We start from the raw sequence: 18,429 nt of genomic DNA on the forward strand, positions 1-18,429 counted from the left end.
GGGAGGACCACTTCAAAGGGGGCAGATCAAAGACACTTGAACAGGCGGAAGCGATTTCCGGCGTGCCCGCGCTCGCGGCCGTTCCGCTGATCGGTACGCGCGAACTCGCCGCACGGGCGAAACGCGGGCGTGATGAACTTGCCCGCTATAATCCGAGAACGGTAAGGCTGTTGCCGCCTCCGTTGCAGCCGCCACTGATGCGTTATGCCATTGACGAGCCGGGCACCTTTTTTGCGGAGGCCATCCGCGCAGTCCGCCTGGCACTTCAACGCACGATGCGGATCCAGCCACTCAAGGTAGTACTGGTTACCTCCTCGCTCGACAACGAGGGAAAGACGACGCTTGCCGCCAACCTCGCCCTTTCGCTCGCTACGCTCGGCGTCAAAACACTTCTAATCGACGGCGATCTCCGCAATCCTCAGTTGACGCGCGCGCTTGCCCCTCATGCCGACGCCGGACTGATGGAAGTCGCCATGGGACAGACTCCACTGGAGCGAGCGATCTTGCTGGATCGAAGCTCCGGACTTTCCATCCTGCCATCGCCCGCGGCGAAAGATGTCGAACTGATAACCGAGCTGATGTTTTCCGAGCGGATTGTCGACATTCTCGATCATCTACGTCAGCACTACGAGTTGATTATCATCGACTCTCCCCCCCTTGTCCCATTGGTTGACGGTCGCGCCCTCGCCGAACTTTCCGATCGGATCATTCTTGCCATGGGTTGGGATCAGACACCGCAGGAGGTTATCTCCCATACGATCAATCTTCTCTCTCCGGTTCACGAGCGGATTCTTGGGACTGTGCTGACGCGGGTCGATCTCAGTCGTCTGCGATTTTATGACTATTATAAAAGTTCCGCCTATCTGAAGCCGTATGGCACCGCTGGACTAAAGCCCAGGCCGGCACAATGAGGGCACGCGGACCGATGCACAAATCCGCGCGCGCCTTTCCGGTAAACGAGCCATTGCCGCTCGGTCTTCGCGGGTATCCTGCCGCGACAGGATTTCGCCAGCCGCCGCGCCCGCATAACCAGGAGTCGGCAGTTATCAACAGCGCTATCGATAGCATGATCATCGGTCTGATGTTGGTGGCGGTCGTCGCAACATTCACATTGTCGTCGGCAATGCTGACCAACTGGAAGATTCATTATCTGACCGCCGGTGGCAGCTTTTATGAGAAGCTGCATCCTGCAACATATGCATCGTTTTTGGCATTCGGTCTTCTATTGGTACGCAACGGCGATCCTGTTGGCGAGATCGATCGTATGTTCTCCGAAGCCAAACTCATTCTTGTCTATCTGGCTTGCTGGTCGTTCCTGCTTGTCCAGATGTTCGTGCTGACCAGACCGTTCACAGTCATCATAGACACCTTCCTGCTTCCGGTCGTGCTCTGCCTTGTGATCTGGCGGCTTCAGTCGCCACAGCGGAAGCCATTGGTGTGGGCCGTTCACCTCACAATACTGCTGAACGTCTGCGTTGGATACTATGAGTATTTCTCCGGCCATCGCCTCATACCTCTGACGCTCGGCGATGTACTGGTCGTCGGGGAGTGGCGTTCCTCGGCCTTTCTCGGACACCCCCTCACTGCCTCCGGCATTGTCGGCGCCTATATTCTTGCGATGACTCTTCGCCCCGCCCTCTGCTCCGCGGCCATGATCCGGATTCCACTTATCGCGTTGTGCCTCGGATCGTTGATGGCATTTGGTGGACGGACTGCCCTTGTCACTGTTTTGCTCTTGATGAGTTTTCTCGGCGCAGCTGAGGCGTTCCGGATCCTGCGCGGCAAGCGGGTTTCACTCCCGACGGTTATCGGGACCATCTGCCTGTTGTTTGTAGCGGGTGCGGGAATCTTCGCTGCTTACGATCTCGGAATCTTTGACAAGATGCTGTTGCGGTTTTCATCCGACAAGGGCAGCGCGCTGGCACGTTTCGCGACGTTCGATCTGCTGTCTCATTTCGACTGGCACGAACTCGTTATAGGCCCGAATCCCGTCCGCGTAAACGCGCTTCAGGCACAGCTTGGCCTCAACTATGGAATCGAGAATTTCTGGATTTCATGCGTTGTTCAGTTCGGTATCATTCACACAACAATGCTGACGGTCGGACTTGTCTGCTTCTTTGTGGAAATTCTCAAACGAGCAGATCCGGCGGCTTGGGCGATCATGGTTCTGATACTGGTGATCGCAGCAAGCTCGGTAAGTTTTTCATCAAAGAACATTCAGTTCGCGCAGTTTATCATCCTTATCACGCTGCTGTTGCCACGATATCCGGTCCGGATCGCGAGGACGCAGTGCGGAACTTCCAATAAATCTATCCGGACTCCGGCAACATCGAGATTCGCATGACTATCTATGTCGACCACACTCATGTCGGACGCCACGTCACCGGTCTCGAACGCATCACGCTTGAACTATTCTCGCGCACAGCACTGGCTCCGCTCGATGTAACCCCGGTGCTGGCGCAAGGCACCGGGCGAATGGTGGCGACGCAGACATTCGGATTGCCGCTGCGCCTGCTCAGTATTCCATCGATTCTGCTTTGTCCCGGTTTTCCGCCGAGTCCGCTGCTATGGCCATTCGCGGCAAGAGTCGTTCCATACATTCATGATATTTTTCTGCTGTCCCGCAGAGACGATCTTAATCGGCGCGCAAGAATGTATATGGCCGAACCGTTCAGGCTCGCGGTGCGAACGTATCCCCGCTTTCTCGTCAACTCGGCGGATACCAAGCGTAAGCTCGCGACTCGCTGCCGAACCGATGCAGAAATCACGCTATACCGACCGCCGGTACGGAATGTGTTCAGCATTCGTCAGGATAATCGCCTTGAACGAGCCGGAACGCCGTCAGCGCTCCGTCTCGTGACCCTCGGAACTGTAGAACCGCGCAAGAACTTCGTCGCAGCTGCCAGAATCCTCGCTGCCCTGCGCGAACGCGGATTTCCCGATGCGACACTGGAAATTGTCGGGCGTCAGGGCTGGGGCAATGACTGGGATGAACTCGAAAAGTGCCCTGGCGTGATCCTGCACGGTTATCAATCCGCCGACCGTGTCCGCCGGATTCTACAGAGCGCAGATATGTTCATCTGCACCTCTCACGAAGAAGGCCTGGGCTTACCCCTGCTTGAGGCTCAATATGCAGGTCTCCCGATCGTAGCGCCCGACGCTGCCATCTTCCATGAAGTCTTGGATCAGTCGGGAATATTTGTTGATCCCGTCAATCCGACTTCAGCGGCCGAGAGAATCATCGCTGCGGCATCTGCTCCGGAATGGCGGGCATTGCATGCCGCACAAGCAGCGAAAAACCTTGATCGCTGGAACGATTTGGCCTCAGCGGATCGTGACGCCGTCCTCGACCTGATCGCACGACTCGCCCATCGGCAAATTGGGCTTTCGACGAAACCTGAACCGCATAATCAGAAAGATCGCGGCATCACGCTTTGAAACGCGACGAGGCTGGAACACAGGGCGAGGATAGGCTTGTTGCAGACAAGAGACAGCACACGTCATCTGGATGGACTGCGGATCATCGCCGCCGGCGCTGTCGTCATTTTGCACTATTCAGACTACTTAAAGGATCACTCCGCGGGGCGCTTCGTGTTTGAGCACACCCTGCACTTCAACCTGTTTGTCGATCTGTTCTTCGTTGTGTCCGGCTTTGTGATAGCCAGCCAGTATATCGGCAAGGTTGAAAGCTTCCCCGCGATTTTTCGCTTTCTCGGGCGCCGGCTGGCGCGGATCTATCCACTCCATCTGGCCACGTTGATGTTCTACCTGGCCATCGCCCTGGCGTTTTACCTTGGCTTTGCGAAGACCGACAATCCCGCGCGCTACCCATTATCTGATGTTCCCGCACAGCTGTTCTTGCTTCATGCTGTCGACGGACAACGGCTGACCTTCAACTTCCCGAGCTGGTCCCTGTCTGCGGAGATGTTCTGTTATCTCCTCTTCCCGCTCGTTGCCCTCGCTACGAAACGGCGCAGAATGCTGGTAGTCGCGCTGGTGATACTCCCCGCACTTGCCAATAGTATCTACGTGGCAGCAGCGGGAACTGAACCGTGGGCCGAATGGATCAACAACGGTGGCATCTTCAGGGCGCTGCCGGGCTTCAATCTCGGCGTTGCCTGCTATCTCCTTCGCGACCAAATCGCGCGGTGGCCAGTCTCTTCCCGGGCATTCACCCTCTCCTTGCTTGCATTCACCCTGTTCGGCTGGCTGCTTCCGGAAATGGTGGCGCTTGTCGCGGTATATACGATCGCGGTTCTCGCTATCCAATGTGACTATTGCGGCGCAACGACTTTGCTGACGCGCCTGCGATTTGATCGAGCTTCGGCATACACCTATTCCTGTTATATGCTGCATATCCCGATCGCTACCTTGGTTCTGACATTCGGTGCGAGGGCCTTAACCGACCTGCCCGGCGGAAAGCTGTCGCTATTGCCCGTCGCAATAGCTGCCTTGGCGATGGCAAGCTTTTTGTCCTATCGTTTTTTCGAAACACCTTTGCGGCACTCTCTCAACGAGATTTTCGACCGGCAACTTCCCGCTCATAGATCCATCGCGGCGACCTCATCCTCGGAGGGGGCGCGATGACAATTGCCGCCCGGATACCGGAAAGTTGGATTGCGCATCAGGATGAGCGCGTGCAGATAGCTGGCCGGGACACTGGCATCGACACCATGCGCGGTATCGCGATTCTAATGGTGATCGGCATCCATTCGCTCCCGCAGCCACTGGATACATCATCGGCCAAGCTGGCCGATGCAGCATTGCGCCCTTGCGTGCCGATTTTCCTGTTTGCGTCGGGATATCTAACTGCTCTCTCCGGGCGGATCGCCTTGTGGAAGCGGATCAAGACCGCGCTCATTCCCTATGCTATCGCCTTTGTCGCAGCCTATTTCTATATGGCCTGGCACAATTCAGCGATGGATCATCGGGTTACAACGACTGTTGCACGCTTCGTTCTCGCCTACGTATTTGTCTATTACTACGTCTTTGTTTACATCGGCTGTACCATCGGATTGTGGCTGATGTTGCGGTTGTCAGGCTCTGGTAACTCAGAAACCTCGCAGCGACTTGTCATCTTCATCGCACTATCGTTTGTATTTGGACTCATCTCCGGCAATTATCTCGACCCGCTCCTGCTGCACGCTGGCTTCTCCGATTCGTTTGTTCAAGAAGTCCGTCTACGCGACATTCCGTTCTGGTTCTCCTTCGCTTCGCTCGGAGCCCTTGTCGGGGTAACAGGCATCGGCTTGGTACTACGCCACATGCGTATACTAATCTTGGGCGCAGTGGTGACTGCCTATCTGATCTACGCCGCAGTGCGAATCTTCAACATAGGCGACGCTGCTGATTATGACTCGGTCGCGTTCTTCGGCTACGCGGCCCTGCTCAGCACCTTGCTGTTCATCCTTCACCTAAGACTGCCATTTCTCGCCGCTATCGGCTCGGGTAGCTACTTTATCTATCTCTGGCATATTTTCGTGGTGATGGCCCTGCGCGACCACGCGTCCTTGCGCTCATTTGGGGCTCTCACAGATTTCGTGATGACCTTTGGCATATCAGCATCGATCAGCATCGCTCTCATGCTGATAGTCCGGCGAGTTGTCCCGTCACGCATTTCAAGCCGGCTGGGGGTCTGATTATGCTATTGCGCCACACCTTGCTCTATATGCCTGCGCAACTCATCGGGCCGCTGTTCCAGTTGATCGCCATGATTGTCTGGACTCACGTCGTCAATGAACACACCTTGGGCGTCATCACACTGTTGACAGCGACGCACGAACTCCTGCAAATCGGCTTTCTCGCCTGGTGGTCTCAGTATGCACTCCGTTTCTTCGGCCGTTTTCAGACCGGAGAGGAAGCTCAACGCTTCTATCGGACGGAAAATGCGATCTTGCTGCTTTCCGTGTTCATCCAGAGTGTTGCCATAATCGGCATCCTTTTTTTGGTGATTGCACCAGACGCCAAGGCCGGACTTCTGACGGCGACAGTCGCCTACGTCATCACCCGATCGCTCAATCTTTACATCGGTGAGCGCGCTCGCGTACAGCAGAAGATCGGCGTCTACTCAGTTCAACAGATCATCGGCCCAGCGTTAGGCTTTCTGATCGGCCTCCTCATGATCGATCTGTTTGGCCAGAATCCCGAATGGCCGCTCGCCGGCTACGCTATCGCGCAGCTCGCCGCGGTACTCATTGTGCTCCCGAAGATCGGCTTTGGGCGCAATCTCTGGCCAGTTGATCGCACAATCGTCAATCATGCATTGCATTACGGTATTCCAATCATTGTCGGCAGCGGACTCGGCTGGGTCGGCCTCAATGCTTCACGCTTTATCGTCAACGATATATTGGGTGTCGCTGCAGCTGGCCTGTTCGCCGTTGGTTACGGCCTCGGCCAAAGGGCTGCTGCCGTTGCTGCAATGCTGGTAACAGCTGCAGCCTTCCCGATAGCCGTAAAGCGGATGGAAAGCAGCGGCAGCAACGCCGCGATGCAACAGCTTTCGGAAAATAGCGCGCTTCTTGTCGCTATTCTTGCGCCGAGCATCGTTGGGATCTTCATGTTGCGAGCGGAAATTGTCCACCTGCTAATTGCAATGCCATTCCAGCAAGTGACCCTCGCTGTCCTGCCGCTTTCGGTTCTGGCGGGTGCGATCCGTAACCTGCGCGCCCATTTTGGCGATCAAGTGTTTCTCCTTCATACTCGAACCCGCCTGATGATCGTCGTCGCGAGCATCGACGCAGTGGTGACTGTGGCTCTCAGTTTCGCCTTTATCTGGTATTGGGGCATTATCGGCGGAGCCGTCGCGACTGTCATTGCCGCTGCAGCGGCCGCGATTACGAGCTTCGCCATCGGATTCTCCCAGTTCAATCTCACACTGCCGCTGGGCCATCTTTTCCGTATTGCGATTGCGACCGCCGCGATGGGAGCGGCTCTTCGCCTGATGCCGGAAGCCGCAAACTTCATATCGCTGGCTGCGCATGTGGCGAGCGGTGCGGCCATTTATAGCGTCGTGCTGGTCCTGCTCTATGCGCCCCTAATGTTCAGGATGCTGCGCGCCCGTCCACAACGATCGCAAGCATGACTAAGAGACAGGAGGGAGGCTATGTTCGTTTTGAATTCCGGAAAGCCCGCGCCATCGCGAACCAAAGCGGCTTCTTCTGCATCGCATCGTCGAACGGCAAAGGCCGCGGAAGCCGTTCCGCAAGAGGGTTCTTCTTCTTTGCTGCATCCGTGTAGAATGAGTAATTGTCGGCAAGCTCCCAGGCGATCACCATTTTGACAGCGGCGATACTCAAGACGTTACTCAGAAACCTCTCGGCCGTATCTGCAATCATGGCGTCACGGGTTGGAATGTCGTCCGGAAACGTATCGTCGCGTACGTCGAATTCCGTGACGTAAATATCGACCTTTCGTTCAGCGAGCGCATGAACGAATTCGGCGAATCGCCCAGCATCGTACGGGTAGCGCGGCTGAAGGTGACCCTGCAGGCCGACCGCATGAAGCGGCACGCCCGCATCCTTCAACTCATCAACCAGACGCAATAATCCCTCGCGAACGGCTCGACCGACCGCATCATCGCGCTCAGTCTGAGCTTCGTTGAGTACAAATCTCGTGTTCTTGTCGGCCAAAGCTGCGCGTTGAAATGCACGACGAACATAGTCGGTGCCGAATGTCTCATACCATGGGCCAAGCCGATACCCGCCAGGCGCCTTGTGTCCGGGCCAGAACGGCTCGTTGACGATGTCCCACGACTGCAGCTTTCCTTCATAGCGACCGACGACTTCTTCGATGTACTCGTCGAAGAACCTCTTCCGCTCCGCCACACTCATGCTCTTGATCCATGACGGAACCCATTCGTTCCAAATGAGGCAATGCCCTCGCATGGGAATGTCGTTTCTTGCACAGAAATGCAGCAAGCGATCTGCGCTCTCAAAATGCTTCGATCCGGATTGCGGCGCGATGGTGCCCATTTTCAAGGCTATGTCGGTCGTAACGATGCGCGTGTGCCTTGTGTAGAGTTCACGGTAGGCAAGATCCTTATCGATAACCGGACCAGCAGCAGCTCCGAACACGAATCCATTTGCTGCCGCAATCGCGCCGAGACTTTCATCCGCCGCAGCGAACGCATCACCGCCGCTCACTGCAACTCCCGCGCCAGCGAGCACCGTTATCGCCTCCCGGCGAGACAACTTCACATGCATGGCAGATCTCCATCGCGAGAATGATTTAGTTTCATTGTCATCGTGTTCTTTGGACAAGACGCCATCGTTGCGACGCATTGGTACGTTTTCGTGACGATGCTCATCGATAGAAGTTTTTGGCACGTAGAGTTCCGTCGCCAGAAACGTCCAAGCCGTTGAGCACGCCACATTGTCATCAGGGGGATAGACATGCTGGAACCGAATCTGCATCGTTCAAACGATGTGACTGTCGATGGAATCACCATCAACATTCTCTCCATGCCTCAAGCTGTATCGTCGATCGTCTCGGCAACACAAAGCGGCGATAGCTTTATTGTCTGTACACTCAATCTCGACCACGTCGTGCAATTGCAGCGACGGCCGGACTTTCGCGCCGCTTATCGCCGGGCGCGCTTTGTCACCGCCGATGGGTTTCCCATTGTTGCACTCGGCCGTCTCGCGGGTGCGCAGATCGAGAGAACGACCGGTGCCGACCTTGTCGAACCTCTCTGCGAGCAAGCCGGACGAAGCGGAATTCCTGTCTATCTGCTTGGGTCCAACAATCTGACACTTCACAGAACAGCGCGCCGCCTGTCGCGCCGCTTCAGGGGGCTTCAGATTGCCGGATACTATGCACCCAGCGGCGATTTTGACCCTTACTCGGACGAAGCCGACCGCGCGATCGAAAGTATTCGAAGATCGGGAGCGAGACTTTGCTTCATCGCGTTAGGCGCCCCCCGGCAGGAGGTTTTTGCCGCGCGTTGTCTCGACAGCCTTCCGGGGGTTGGGCTGCTCTGCACCGGGGCGGCCCTCGACTTCATCGCCCACACTCAGGATCGCGCACCGCGAATCACCCAAAAGATCGGTCTTGAATGGGCGTGGCGAATGCTGCGGAGTCCCCGCCGGCTCGGACCACGTTACGCGCGCTGTATGGCCATCGTTCCACGGCTGGTAGCGCGCAGCATCCCACAAATTGTAAGTGCACGGACAAGGAAAGCGGCATGACATCCTCAGTCACACTGGCGCAGCGCGCGCGCAATGTAAGCCACGCCGGCGCGCGGTATCAGATTTGCCTGATTCATCCATTCGATCCGCGCGGCGAGAAAGTCGGCGGCCTGGAAACCTATATCCGGGATTTCATCACGTTTCACCCGACCGATACCGATCTGCTTTTCATCGGCACCGATTCCGTCGGCGATCTAAAGCTCGGAGAGGTCCACAAGCTCACCTTTAGGGGCCGCACGTTCGATTTTCTGCCCATACTGCATTACTCTGACAGTCGGGCGCGGGAAGCCGCCCGCACTATCCGCTCGTCACTGACCGGGCAGTTCTTCGTCGCGCTTCTACGCAACTTCGGCCTGATCTCCCGACAGATTCGCAAGAGGCGATGCTCGATCGACCTGCGCCGTGTTGAATTCTCCTGGCTACCGGCTGTCCTTCGCCTTCCGTTCGTCCAGATGCTTCACGGCGAGGGCGTTCCCAAGCTCCAGATGGATTCGCTGCTTCGCAGATATTCCTTCGTCCACAATGCCGGCGAGCGCTTTGCCATGGCGACGAGTGAGAAATTCCTGTGCGTGAATCCATACATCACCGAACGTCTTCAGAAAACCTATCCTCGTCAGAGAGAGAAGATCGACACGCTGTGGACCTGGGTCAATACCGATATCTTCAAGCCTCAACCCCTGCCTCGCGATAACAAGTCTTTCCGCGTCGTTTTTGCCGGCCGGCTCGACGAGTTCAAGGATCCGGCGCTGATGTTCCGGACCATCGACCGTCTGCGTCAGGTGATGCCGGAGAAGGTGGAATTTCATTACATTGGCACCAGTGATCCGCATCGATTCCCGGAGTTCGCGGCGATCGAGACCATCACAGTTCGTCATGGATTCAAGGACGCAGCCGGAATGGCTGCGACGCTCGCGTCAGTTCATGCAGGCATTCTGACCTCCGAGTTCGAGGGAATGCCGCGATTTGTTCTCGAAACCCTTGGGGTGGGACGACCCGTTGTTGCCGTGCATCTACCTCAACTCGAGGCGGTGATCCGCGATGGCGAAGCCGGGTATCTCGTTCCGCGAAGCGACTCAAAGGATGACATGGTGGAGCGCCTCGTTCACCGTTTCATCGACGTTCGCAACGCCATTGCAAGGGACGAGATGGAATCATCCCGTATCGCGGCCAGCATTCGGACCTTTACGCCGGGCACTCAACTCGCCCGTGTCTTCCGCTATCACCAGGAAATTCAGAACACCCGGGGCTTGGTGACTCCGCAAGCCTATTGAGGGACGCTCCATGAATATCCTCTTGCTGACGAGTGAGTTCGCGCCCGCGACAGGCGGGATTGGAACCTACGCAAAGGAGATCGCATCTGCGGCTACCGAACTCGGCGCGCGGGTCACGGTGGTAGCTCCAGATTACTCTGAATGTTCGCTGGAGATCGACAGGTCCCTTCCCTTCGAGCTTTATCGCTTTCGCGGTGGGCTACACTCGATGCGGAATCTTCCCGCCAAAATTCTTCTCGCCCGCAATCGGGTGCGCATCGAAGACTACGATGTAATCCATGCGGCAGATTGGCCGTTCTTCATTCCCTTGGCTCTGTCGCGGCATCGGACCCAGGCGCGCTTACTGATGACCGTCCACGGTTCGGAAATCAATGAGACTCAAACACCGCTCAAACGGTTTGCGATTCGAGCTGCAGGCGTATTTGGACCGAGAACCGAGATCGCTGCCAACAGCCGGTTCACGCGGGAACTTTTTCGAGAACGGTTTACAATTGAAAGCGAGCGCGTTTCCGCGATCCCGCTTGGCGTCTCGGATTTCTGGTTCGGCCCGCGCAAAAATCGAAAGGCAACGCGTCATGCCTATGGCGTGGGGCTGGATAAGATTGTCATGGTGACCGTCGCCCGTCTTACCCGCCGCAAGGGGCACCTCATGACGCTTGCGGCGTTATCGCGCTTGTCGGACGAATTGCGCAGGCGCATCGCCTGGCTCGTGATTGGTCCCAACGGCGAGGCAGATTATGTCGAGGAATTTCGCGACATGATCGAGACTGCGGATTGCGAAGTTCATCTTCTCGGATCATTGCCGAACGAGAAAATCCGCGACATCTATGGCGCAAGCGATTTCTTCTGTCTGACCGGAATTCCGGATTCGCTGGGGCGCGTCGAGGGTTTTGGTCTGGTCTATCTCGAGGCAGGTGCGGGTGGCTTGCCGAGTGTCGCGACAGCAATCGGTGGGGTTCCGGATGCTGTTCTCGCCGACGAGACCGGATTGCTTATTGAGCCCGACGTCGAGGCCGTCGCTCAGGCAATCACTGAACTGGCCGAAGACAGTAATACCCGCTCAATTCTCGCGGCCGGCGCAGCCACACATGCCCGCGCGCTGTCCTGGGAACGTTGCGCCGCCGAGACATACGGCCTGCCCCGTTCGAGTTTGCGAACTGGTGTTGAAAAGGTGGAGCAGCCCCTTCCCGCAAGGCCGATGCCCAGGGAACGTCCCGCGCCTCGCGCCGCGGCCGCGGGCCGCTGACAATGCGAGCGTTGATTGCAGGCGTCACTGGGATTCTGATTGCGGCCAACTCCGCGAATGCTGAAAGCTGCACAAAAAGCCGGGATTATTTGCTTGGAAGTCTGGGCGGGGACCTGATGCAACCCCCGCAATCCTATCAAAACCTGTTCAAGATCTGTCTTGCGACCATGAACATGTCGAACGTCAAGGACGCCTTTATCCTGAGAGACGGTGGGATCGCTGTAATCCCGAAACAGGACAGCGTGGCGGCAACGGCTGCGACGCTGTCAGCCTTCTGCGATGCCTACCCGCGCGGCACCTTGCGGTTTCTCAGCCGCAAGGATCTTGTTCAGCCCCCCTCGGTGACGAGCATTGTCCGAATGTCATCCACCGCATCGACGCCTTGCCGGAAGATAAAGGGCAATGCTTCGTCCTGAGCATTCGACCAGGCCAATCTCGCACAGGGGATGAGATCAGCAGACCGCCGGCATGATGCTGCTATCTGCAGCGACGCACACGCACGCCATCGACCCACACCGTACGGCAAACAACGGCCGGCGGCCGGCGCACAACCACAGCTCCCCGGGCCCCGGCGCAGCCGGCGCGGTACACTCCGCGGGCGCAAACCGCCGCATTGGCATCAGTCGTTTCGACAACCATTGTTCCTGAAAATGCCAGGATGGCGGAGGCAATAAGCAGAAGCGAGCGCATGGCAAACTCCTTAAGCTGTCTTGGTTGATCTTGGGGCAAACAACATTCGCAAGGGCGCGTCAGGACCTGAGAACTATTTCTTCTCTGCTGCAGTTAGCACTTTCTTGCATTCAGGTGTGAGCTTGTCGCTTGACTTGGACAGGCAGGCGATAATTCGCCCTCCTCCCGGAGCAACGCCTTTACAGAATTTTTCATAGTCCCCCATGCAAGCGCTGCGCTGCTCGGCTGTCAGATCCTGTGAGTACGCGGAGCTGGAGACGCACAGAAGAGCGGCTATCAACATGGCATGTCGCATGTGTTTGTTCCTTTCCGATTCTCAGTTGATCGTGTGTGGCAAACAGAGATTCATTCCCTGCCGTTCCGCACGTGTCTTGGGGAAACGATAAATTGGGGTTCTTGCTTCTTGTTTAGGGAGCCGCTGTACTGAGACGAACCAAGGCCTTTGATCAGACAACCGTTCAAGGCCAGTTTGTCGCACGCGGTCAGTCGCGGGGGGAGAACCATGCAGGACATCAGGACTAGGTGGCTTACATTCTATGCTGAGCATCTCGATGCAAGCCTCGAAGGAAATGTTCGGTCACGTCGAAAAAATGATTGTGGCCACGTTGGTCATATCAGCAGGCGCACATGTCTCCAGCACCGACCCGGCCATACTTCTGTTCGGTTACTTGCGTCATAGCTTCATTGGCCGCGGCGTCAAACTATTCGGTATCGTTCTTCTCTTTCTCAATTTTCTCGACGGCTTCTACAAACTTCAGGCGCGACGCCGTCACAAAGTGTGCGGACATCCGCTCCGCAGGCGGATCTCAGGACAAACAATTCCTCCCGCGGCCGCATTGGGCGCAAGACCAGGGCGGGCGCCGGGGCTGCTGCTGTAGCTCCTGCGGGGGCCGCCGGTGTGCCCCCGGCGGCCGGCGCGGTTGCGGTGCCGCTCACCGCGCTCACCGCCTGCTGGCAACTCGCCGAAAGCTTTGACTTGTTCTTTTCAAGACAATTCAACGCCGGCGCACCGCCGGGCGGGACACTGGCGCAGTTCTTCTGGTAGTCCGAGCGGCAGGCGCTGCGCATGGCTGCTGTCTGCGCGTCGCTCGGCTTTTGCGCTGATGTGGTCGCTGCTGCTTTGGGAGCAGCGGCTGGCGCAGCCGCTTTCGCCGGCGCTGACGCGGCGGGAGCCGGTGCAGTTTCTGCGTTCGGTGCAGCGGCCGGTTCGATAGCCCTGACCGCCTGCTGGCAGGAGCCCGACAGCTTCGACATATTCTTCTGCAGGCACTGCAACGAAGCGGCTCCGCCGGGCGGTACGCTGGCGCAATTCGCTTCATAGTCCGAGCGGCATGCAGAGCGGATGGCATTTCGTTGCTCATCGGTAGGTTGCTGGGCGACGACCAACATCGTTGTCACCCAGAAAATCGTTGCCGTGAGCGACCATAGCGTTGCCACACGTCTCAACGTGTCGATCATTTGAAGAAATCCTTATTGGCGTCCGAAGGACGATGCCCGCAAAGAAGTGAATTCAAAAAAATTGTCAGAAAATTCCTAGCGGTCGATATCATTTTCTCTTTTGGGTTCCACCGCAAGTAGATTGTTGGTATCCATGAGACAGTGATTGTTATCTCCGAGCGGAATAATTTCCGCGAAAAGAAATTTTAACAGGGCATCGAAATGAAACCTTCGTGTCCGGCCAGCATTAAATTTCCCAGCGTTGCGAAGCGCAGCGCATCATCTAGGCTGCGTATTCCTCCAGTCATTTTTTTACTGACTGCGCTAACAGCTTGCGAACAGAATAGTTTTGTACCGCCGCCACCGCCGAAGGTTGACGTTGGTCATCCTGTGCAGCGCACCATCACTCGGTATTTAACAGCCACTGGCAATACCGGACCGGTCAACACGGTCGACCTTGTTGCCCGCGTCCAGGGATTTCTCCAATCGATCTCCTATCAGGATGGGGCTTTCGTAAAGCAGGGCACGACGCTATTCACAATCGAGCCTGAAACTTACAAGCTGAAGCTGGAGCAGGCACAGGCGGCGGAAGCTGGTGCGCAGGCCTCGTTGAGGCAGGCTGAGTCCGACTTCAAGCGTCAATCCGATCTGGTCTCGCGGCAGGTCGTGTCGCAGGCGACTCTCGAACAGTCCACATCCTCAAGGGATAATGCGCAAGCCAATCTCCAGCAGGCTCAGGTCAATACAAAGATCGCGGCAGTCAATTACGGCTATACGAATGTCACCGCGCCGTTCGACGGAGTCGTGAGCGCGCGTCTCGTCTCGATCGGCGAACTCGTCGGTGCTTCTTCGCCGACCCAGCTCGCGACCATCGTTCAGCAAAGTCCGATCTATGTAAATTTCAACGTCAATGAACAGGACGTTTTGCGGATACGCGCGGCTGCCGCTGAGAAGGGTCTCACGACGAAGGATCTCAAGGAAACGCCGATCGAGGTCGGGCTTCAGACCGAAAGTGGCTTTCCTCACCGAGGAAAGCTCGACTACGCCGCGCCGACGGTCAATCAGTCGACCGGAACGCTTGCAGTCCGCGGAATTCTGACAAACGCCGACCGGGTGCTGCTGCCGGGATATTTCGTACGCGTTCGCGTTCCTCTCGATCAGCAGAAGGATGCCTTGCTGATTCCCGATGTCGCGTTGGGAAGCGATCAGGCTGGAAGATATGTCCTTGTGGTCAACAAGGAGAATGTCGTCGAACAACGCAAGGTACAGACCGGCCCTCTCGAAGGTGAGTTGCGTGTGGTCGAAGACGGACTGAAACCTGATGACCGTGTTGTGATCGCTGGCCTGTTGCGCGCAATTCCCGGCCAGAAGGTCGATCCTCAGTTGCAAAAAATAGAACAGCCTCGCGCTTCGACAAACTAGGACCGGAAACCGGCCATGATCTCGAAATTCTTCATCGAACGGCCGGTCCTTTCAAACGTCATCGCGATCCTGATGATCCTGATCGGCGGCGTGGCCTTGTTGGGCCTTGCCGTCGCACAGTACCCCGACGTGGTTCCGCCGACCGTGCAGGTCACGACACGCTATCCAGGCGCTAGCGCCAAGACGGTCATCGACACCGTCGCGCTGCCGATCGAGCAGCAGGTGAACGGCGTCGAAGGCATGCTCTACATGCAGTCCTACAGCGCTGCTGATGGCACCTACTCGCTCACAGTAACATTCAAGATCGGCACCGATCTGAATTTCGCGCAGGTGCTGGTCCAAAATCGGGTTTCCAGTGCGTTATCCTCCCTTCCACAATCGGTTCAGACGCAAGGTGTCACGGTCCAGAAGAGGTCGACAGCAATCCTGCTGTTCGTAACTCTGACTTCACCTAACGCCACCTACGACAGCCTCTTTCTCAGCAACTACGCCACGATCAACATTCGGGATGAGCTATCGCGCCTTTCCGGAGTTGGTAACGTTACCGTTTTTGGTGCCGGTCAATACTCCATGCGAGTCTGGCTTGATCCAGACAGGCTGCAAGCCCTGGCGCTCACGCCTCAGGATGTCATCCAGGCAATTCAGCAGCAGAGCCAGCAAGTCACTGCCGGGCAAATCGGAATGCCCCCGACGCCCCCCGGGCACGCGTTCCAGTACACTCTCAACATCAACGGTCGGCTCGAAGATGCCCGCGAATTTGAAAATGTGATTGTCAAGACCGGTAACAACGGCGATGTGGTCCGCGTTCGTGACATCGGGCGCGTTGAACTTGGCGCCCAGACCTATAGCCAAATATTTTCGCTGGACGGAAAACCAGCGATCGGAATTGGCGTCTTTCAGTCACCGGGCGCGAACGCGCTTCAGGTCCAGCAGGCCGTAAAGCAGAAGATGGCAGATTTGGCCCGCGGATTCCCGCAGGACGTGAAGTTCGACATTCCGTTCGACACGACAAAATTTGTCACGGCGTCGATTCACGAAGTTTATAAAACATTGATCGAGGCGGGATTTCTTGTCCTCGTTGTGATTCTGGTATTCTTGCAGGACTGGCGCGCCATGCTGGTTCCGGCAACGACAGTCCCAGTTACCATCATCGGGGCTTTTGCCGCGATGGCGGCGCTTGGCTTCACCATCAACCTGTCGACACTGTTTGCCATCGTACTTGCGATCGGAATCGTGGTCGACGACGCCATCGTCGTCGTTGAAGGGGCTGCCCACAACATTGAGCAGGGCCTGTCGGGTCACGATGCCGCGATCAAGGCGATGGATCAGTTATTCGCGCCGATTATCGGAATCACACTGGTCCTGGTGTCGGTATTTCTTCCGGCGGCTTTCCTTCCTGGTCTGACCGGCCGCATCTATGCGCAGTTCGCGCTGGTGATCGCCGCAACCGCTTTGATCAGCGCCATCAATGCTGCGACCCTGAAGCCCACGCAATGCGCGCTCTGGCTTCGGCGGCCAATCCCGCCAGAGCAGCGTAATTGGTTCTATCGCGGCTTCAACTCGATCTATGACCGGATCGAGAGGGGTTACAGTTCATTTATCGATCGCATGGTTCGGCACAGCAGTATCTCATTGATCATCGCGCTGATCCTGATTGCTATCGGCGGCTATGGCCTGTCTCGCGTGCCAACGGGATTTATTCCGATCGAGGATCAGGGATATCTGCTGGCAGCCGTGCAGTTGCCAGATGGTGCCGCGCTCGACCGCACCCAGCGCGTGCTGGATCAGGTTACTGAAATCGCCGGAAAGACACCCGGCGTTGCGCAGGTTATCGGCATCTCCGGCATTTCGGCACTTGATAACAGTTCCAGTCTCGCCAATGCAGGCGTTGCCTATCTCATCCTGAAGGACTGGGAGGCACGTGGTCACGGAGAAGATTTGCGCTCTCTCGTCGTGGGACTAAATCAGAAGCTCGAGGCGATTCCGGAAGCACGGATTTTCGTGCTTCCCCCTCCGCCCATTCAAGGTATCGGCAATGCCGCCGGTTTTGCGATGCAGGTTGAGCTGCGTGACGGCAATTCCGATTTCGGCAAGCTCCAGGCCGTCACCCAAGCGGTGGTCGCTAACGCCCAGACGCAAAGCGCGCTACAACGTGTCAGTTCTCCGTTCCGCTCAATGGTCCCGCAGTTCGACGTCGAGGTTGACCGGATCAAGACACAAACACTGCATGTCACGACCGATCAGGTATTCTCGACACTGGCGGCCTATCTCGGGTCGTCCTATGTCAATCAATTTAACAAGTTTGGACGCACCTTTCAGGTCTATGCCCAAGCCGATGCACAGTTCCGCCTGACTGCTAAGGATATCGCAAACCTGACGGTGCGTAATCAACAAGGCGCGATGATCCCGCTGGGCACGATCGCGACAATTACCCCGGCTGTTGGCCCTTCTCTGATCAGCCTGTACAACCTCTACCCGTCCGCGACCGTTATTGGATTGCCGTCGCAGGGTTACAGTTCTGGCCAGTCCATTACGCTGATGGAGCAAATTGCCGACAAGACATTGCCGCCGGGCACAGGCTACGAGTGGACGGCGATGTCACATCAGGAGAAAGCCGTCGGCAGCCAGATTTACTACGTGTTCGGCCTCGCCCTGCTGCTGGTTTATCTGGTTCTGGCTGGACAGTATGAAAGCTGGTTTGCACCAATTGCGGTTATTCTTGCCGTGCCGCTATCCCTGCTCGGACCTATGGCAGTCCTCACAGGGCTAAGGATCGAAAACAACCTTTACACACAGATCGGACTGATCCTGTTGATCGCGTTGTCGGCCAAGAACGCCATTCTCATTGTGGAAGTCGCGCTGGAACTCCATGTCCGGGATCGCAGACCACTGCTGGAATCTGCCGTCGAAGCCGCGCGGGCAAGGTTCCGGCCAATCCTGATGACGTCGTTTGCCTTTATCCTCGGCGTGGCTCCGCTGGTGTTCGCTACCGGCGCCGGCGCGAGTGCCCGTAAGTCAATCGGCATCACCGTGTTCAGCGGGATGCTTGCTTCGACCTGCCTTGCCGTTCTGTTCGTTCCGACATTCTTTGTCGTGATACAGCGGTTCGAGAACTGGCTCGCCGAGCGCAAGACGAAGAAGGCCGCCTCGCAGCCAGTCGGAGCGGGACCTTAGCGGC

Annotated in this window: 15 protein-coding genes and 1 pseudogene; 12 read left to right on the plus strand and 4 right to left on the minus strand. The window is 56.9% G+C overall.

Translation table 11 applies throughout. From position 1 onward, the window contains the following. From I554_RS0121560 to I554_RS0121585, 6 genes are all read left to right on the plus strand, one after another. Window positions 1–911 (plus strand): CpsD/CapB family tyrosine-protein kinase (locus I554_RS0121560; protein ID WP_024575881.1); only part of this gene is annotated, 911 nt, incomplete at its 5' end. 155 nt (window positions 912–1,066) lie between these two features. After that, window positions 1,067–2,344 (plus strand): VpsF family polysaccharide biosynthesis protein, encoded by a 1,278-nt coding sequence (locus I554_RS0121565; RefSeq protein ID WP_192818020.1) that lies wholly within the window; start codon window positions 1,067–1,069, stop codon window positions 2,342–2,344. Then, the gene (locus tag I554_RS0121570; protein WP_024575879.1) at window positions 2,341–3,438 is read left to right on the plus strand and encodes a glycosyltransferase; all 1,098 of its coding nucleotides are present in this window, start codon (window positions 2,341–2,343) and stop codon (window positions 3,436–3,438) included. The genes I554_RS0121565 and I554_RS0121570 overlap by 4 nt, the downstream gene beginning before the upstream one ends. 39 nt (window positions 3,439–3,477) lie before the next feature. Continuing rightward, window positions 3,478–4,587 carry an acyltransferase gene (locus I554_RS26070; RefSeq protein ID WP_024575878.1) on the plus strand — a complete coding sequence of 370 codons (1,110 nt, stop codon included), beginning with the start codon at window positions 3,478–3,480 and terminating at the stop codon, window positions 4,585–4,587. Next, entirely contained in the window at window positions 4,584–5,639 is a 1,056-nt protein-coding gene (locus I554_RS0121580) for an acyltransferase (RefSeq protein ID WP_244432820.1), read from the plus strand. The genes I554_RS26070 and I554_RS0121580 overlap by 4 nt, the downstream gene beginning before the upstream one ends. Window positions 5,640–5,641: 2 nt before the next feature. After that, a complete protein-coding gene (locus I554_RS0121585; RefSeq protein ID WP_024575876.1) occupies window positions 5,642–7,081 on the plus strand; it encodes a polysaccharide biosynthesis C-terminal domain-containing protein in 1,440 nt (479 codons plus the stop codon). A gap of 19 nt (window positions 7,082–7,100) precedes the next feature. Here I554_RS0121585 and I554_RS0121590 read toward each other — a convergent pair whose 3' ends face one another. Then, window positions 7,101–8,411 carry an endo-1,4-beta-xylanase gene (locus I554_RS0121590; RefSeq protein WP_244432821.1) on the minus strand — a complete coding sequence of 437 codons (1,311 nt, stop codon included), beginning with the start codon at window positions 8,409–8,411 and terminating at the stop codon, window positions 7,101–7,103. Between I554_RS0121590 and I554_RS0121595 the strand changes: the two genes are divergently transcribed. Genes I554_RS0121595 through I554_RS25780 form a run of 4 tightly spaced genes read left to right on the plus strand, consistent with a single transcriptional unit; the run spans window position 8,391 to window position 12,118 of the window. Next, window positions 8,391–9,185 carry a WecB/TagA/CpsF family glycosyltransferase gene (locus I554_RS0121595; RefSeq protein WP_024575874.1) on the plus strand — a complete coding sequence of 265 codons (795 nt, stop codon included), beginning with the start codon at window positions 8,391–8,393 and terminating at the stop codon, window positions 9,183–9,185. The two genes, I554_RS0121590 and I554_RS0121595, sit on opposite strands and share 21 nt — an antisense overlap. Then, window positions 9,182–10,456, plus strand: coding sequence for a glycosyltransferase (locus tag I554_RS0121600; protein WP_024575873.1), 1,275 nt, complete (start codon window positions 9,182–9,184; stop codon window positions 10,454–10,456). Before I554_RS0121595 ends, I554_RS0121600 begins: the two co-directional genes overlap by 4 nt. A 10-nt stretch (window positions 10,457–10,466) precedes the next feature. Beyond that, complete coding sequence (locus I554_RS0121605; RefSeq protein ID WP_024575872.1) at window positions 10,467–11,702, plus strand: glycosyltransferase family 4 protein; 1,236 nt, start codon at window positions 10,467–10,469, stop codon at window positions 11,700–11,702. A gap of 2 nt (window positions 11,703–11,704) precedes the next feature. Beyond that, on the plus strand, window positions 11,705–12,118 hold the full coding sequence (locus I554_RS25780; protein WP_024575871.1) for a hypothetical protein: 414 nt from the start codon (window positions 11,705–11,707) through the stop codon (window positions 12,116–12,118). Between the two features lie 61 nt (window positions 12,119–12,179). Here the strand turns inward: I554_RS25780 and I554_RS27675 are convergent, their stop codons facing one another. The 3 genes and pseudogenes from I554_RS27675 to I554_RS26565 all read right to left on the minus strand — a co-directional run. After that, a complete protein-coding gene (locus I554_RS27675) occupies window positions 12,180–12,392 on the minus strand; it encodes a hypothetical protein (protein ID WP_081710841.1) in 213 nt (70 codons plus the stop codon). Between the two features lie 73 nt (window positions 12,393–12,465). Further along, entirely contained in the window at window positions 12,466–12,687 is a 222-nt protein-coding gene (locus I554_RS26560) for a cysteine rich repeat-containing protein (RefSeq protein ID WP_034462210.1), read from the minus strand. Window positions 12,688–13,148: 461 nt separating this feature from the next. Next, window positions 13,149–13,850, minus strand: a pseudogene (locus tag I554_RS26565) (hypothetical protein); the annotation flags it as partial. 201 nt (window positions 13,851–14,051) lie between these two features. On the opposite strand from I554_RS26565, the gene I554_RS0121625 reads away from it, so the two are divergent. Both I554_RS0121625 and I554_RS0121630 read left to right on the plus strand, forming a co-directional pair. After that, the gene (locus I554_RS0121625) at window positions 14,052–15,251 is read left to right on the plus strand and encodes an efflux RND transporter periplasmic adaptor subunit (protein ID WP_024575870.1); all 1,200 of its coding nucleotides are present in this window, start codon (window positions 14,052–14,054) and stop codon (window positions 15,249–15,251) included. A 15-nt stretch (window positions 15,252–15,266) separates the two neighbouring features. Next, complete coding sequence (locus tag I554_RS0121630; RefSeq protein ID WP_024575869.1) at window positions 15,267–18,425, plus strand: efflux RND transporter permease subunit; 3,159 nt, start codon at window positions 15,267–15,269, stop codon at window positions 18,423–18,425. Window positions 18,426–18,429 lie beyond the last annotated feature (4 nt).

This window comes from Afipia sp. OHSU_II-C1 (assembly GCF_000497575.1).
Lineage (GTDB): Bacteria > Pseudomonadota > Alphaproteobacteria > Rhizobiales > Xanthobacteraceae > Afipia.